Annotated in this window: 3 protein-coding genes; all 3 read left to right on the top strand. The window is 76.0% G+C overall.

Annotated features, from left to right (window positions below):
* The coding region (locus Q6969_RS14670) for a glycine cleavage T C-terminal barrel domain-containing protein (protein ID WP_317231108.1) at nucleotides 1-549 on the top strand (549 nt) is incomplete at its 5' end.
* Nucleotides 533-1654 (top strand): FUSC family protein, encoded by a 1122-nt coding sequence (locus Q6969_RS14665; RefSeq protein ID WP_317231107.1) that lies wholly within the window; start codon nucleotides 533-535, stop codon nucleotides 1652-1654. The genes Q6969_RS14670 and Q6969_RS14665, both read left to right, overlap by 17 nt.
* 169 nt (nucleotides 1655-1823) lie before the next feature.
* A partial coding sequence (locus tag Q6969_RS14660; RefSeq protein WP_317231106.1) for a hypothetical protein occupies nucleotides 1824-2988 on the top strand: 1165 nt, incomplete at its 3' end.

The raw sequence follows: 2988 nt of genomic DNA, 5'->3' as shown, positions 1-2988 counted from the left end.
GCCGAGCTGCCGGCCCTGGTCGCGCGCGCCGCCGCCGGCGAACTGCCCGTCGCGGGTGCGCTCGCCGCGGAGGCCCTGCGCATCGCCGCGTGGCGCCCGCGCTTCGCCACCGAGGTGGACGACCGCACCATCCCGCACGAGCTCGACTGGCTGCGCAGCGCCGTGCACCTGTCCAAGGGCTGCTACCGCGGGCAGGAGACGGTGGCCAAGGTGCACAACCTCGGTCGGCCTCCGCGGCGCCTCGTGCTGCTGCAGCTCGACGGGTCCGACGCGGTCCTGCCGGGTCCCGGGGCCGATGTGCGGCTCCCCGCCGCCGCGGACGGGACGCCCGGCGAGACGGTCGGCGCGGTCACCTCCAGCGCGCTGCACCACGAGCTCGGACCCATCGCCCTCGCGGTCGTCCGGCGCGCCGTCGATCCCGACGCGCAGCTCGAGGTGGTCGCGGACGACGTCCGGGTGCAGGCCGCGCAGGACGTCATCGTGCCCACCGACGCGGGCCGCTCGGCCGACGTCCCCCGCCTGCCCCGGCTCGGTGCGGTCCGCCGCTGAGCGCGCGCGGGAGCGGTCGGCCCGTGCCGCCCGCACCCTGAGGCATCGGGCCGATCCCGCCGCCGCCCTCGCGCGCCTCTGGGGGTCCGCGCCTGCCGCCCTGCAGATCGCCATCGCGGCGACGGGCGGCTGGGCCTTCGCGCACCACGTCCTCGGCCACGACACCCCGCTGCTCGCGACGACCGTCACGATCACCAGCCTCGGCTTCGTCCGCGACGCGCGGCCGGTCCGGGTCCTGGAGACGGCGATCGGCATGACCGTCGGGATCACGCTGAGCGAGGTCCTGCTGCTCGGCATCGGACGCGGCGCCTGGCAGCTGTTCGTCATCATCCTGGCGACGCTGCTGGTCGCGCGGCTGCTCTCGTCGAACGCCGCGTTCGCGGTCGCGGCGGGGGTGCAGGCCGTGCTCGTGGCGCTGCTGCCCGCGCCGCCCGGCGGCGTCTTCGTGCGGAGCGTGGACGGTCTCGTGGGCGGCGCGGTGGCGCTCCTGGCGACGGCGCTCATCCCGCGGGATCCGCGACGGCAGGCGGTCCGCGAGGCGCGCCGGGTCTTCTCCGAGTGCTCCTACGCCCTCACCTCGCTCGTCTCCGCGCTGCGGCTCGGCGACGCCACGGCCGCCGACCGCGCCCTGGAGCGGCTGCGTCGCACGCAGCCCCTCGTCGACGCCTGGAGCGCGGCGGCCGACTCGGCGCTGTCCATCGCCCGCATCTCGCCGTTCCTCCGCCGTCACGTGCCGGAGCTCCGCGCGCAGCGGCGGGTGCTCGACGGCATGGACCTCGCGGTGCGGAACCTCCGCGTCATCTCCCGGCGCGTCGACTTCCTGGTGGTCGACCGGGTGCGGCGGCCGGTGCTGGCCGAGCTCCTCGCCACCGTGTCGAACGGGGTGAACCTCCTCGGGCAGAGCCTGACCGACCCGTCCGCCGCGCCGCTGGCCCAGCAGAACCTCGTGCTGGTGGCGGTCCGGCTGGATCCCCGCGAGCTCATCCCGGGCGCCCCCGTCGGCGAGGTGATGCTCGTCATGCTGCTGCGGCCCCTGCTCGTGGACCTCCAGGTGGCCGCCGGCCTGGACCCGGACACCGCGCGCTCCGCGCTCCCGGAGGTGTAGGGCCCGGACCTCCCGGCCCTGCTGGCCCGGCGACCCGGCCGACGGGCGTGCTCCGCCCCATCCGGCTGGGGAGCGACTGCGCATGACGTGCGCACTCCCTGACAGCATCCTCCCGTCCGCGGCGCCGTGCCCGGCGCCGACCCGCCCCGCGGGAGCCAGGAGCAGCAAGATGACCCGAGTCCCATTCCTCACCGGGGCGCTCGCCGTCCTGCTGATCGCCGGCGCGGCGGTCCCGGCCGCCGGTGCCGTCGAGCGCCCGGCCGTCCTGAGCGCCGTCCCGGTCGCCGCGAGCGCGGCTGCCGGCACCCCGACCGTCCACGACGTCACGATCATCATGCTCACGCCGGAGGGCACCCCGCCGGACTACACCCGGGACGAGGCCCTGCACAGCCTCGCGGTCGTCGATGCCTTCTACGCGAACGAGACGGACGGCGCAGTCCGGCTGCGGGTGGTGGGCGCGACCGACTGGCAGACCATGCCGACGAGCGTCGACTGCGCGGACTTCTACCCCCTCGTCGAGTACGGGCGGGAGCGGGCGGGGTTCGTGGAGGGCCCGGATCGGCACCTCCTCGTCATGACCCCGCGCGGCTCCGACTGCCAGTACGCCACGGGCCAGCAGGCGCTGACGCTCGACGAGGGAGGCCTGGCGACCGTGGCCACGACGGATCCCACCAGCATCGCCCACGAGCTCGGGCACACCATGTCGCTCCGGCACAGCTCGTCCGTGAGCTGCGCGTCGCGCTGGGACCTCGGCAGCGCGAGCGGGCTCCCGGCGTCGTGCACGCGGGACGAGTACGGGAACGAGAGCGACATCATGGGCGGCGGCTCCACGTTCTACCCCTTCACCGCCGTGTCGCTCGCGCACCTGGGCGCGCTGCGCCACCCGGTCGTCCTCGCCTGCGGTGCTCCGCGGCGCCTCACGGTCAGCACCATGAGCGCACCGTCCTCGGCTCAGCGGGTTGTCACCTGGAGGAACCCCGCGCACCCGTCCGTCGGCTACCACCTGCAGTTCCGCGACGCCGTCGACAACCTGCTCTACGCCCAGCTGTACCCCTCGCCCCGCGCCCGACAGGACGACGCCCCGACCGGGGTCGAGGTGACGCGCACGGATCCGCTGGAGCGCGAGGGCGGCAGCGTGCTCACCCGACCGGGCGACACCTCGAACGGGAGCCGGCGGATCCGGGCGGGTGAGCGGGTGCCCCTGGACGACGGGATGTCGGTCCAGGTGGTGTCCTTCGACGGCACCGCGCACACGGCGACCGTGGACGTCGCCGTCCCGTGCGCGCGGCCGGCGAGCGGGACCCCCGGCGCGGCCCCCGCGGCCGCGCGCACCG

Origin of the sequence: Clavibacter sp. MX14-G9D (genome assembly GCF_032917815.1) — a bacterium.
GTDB lineage: Bacteria > Actinomycetota > Actinomycetes > Actinomycetales > Microbacteriaceae > Clavibacter > Clavibacter michiganensis_K.
This window is presented reverse-complemented; position numbering and strand designations above follow the sequence as displayed.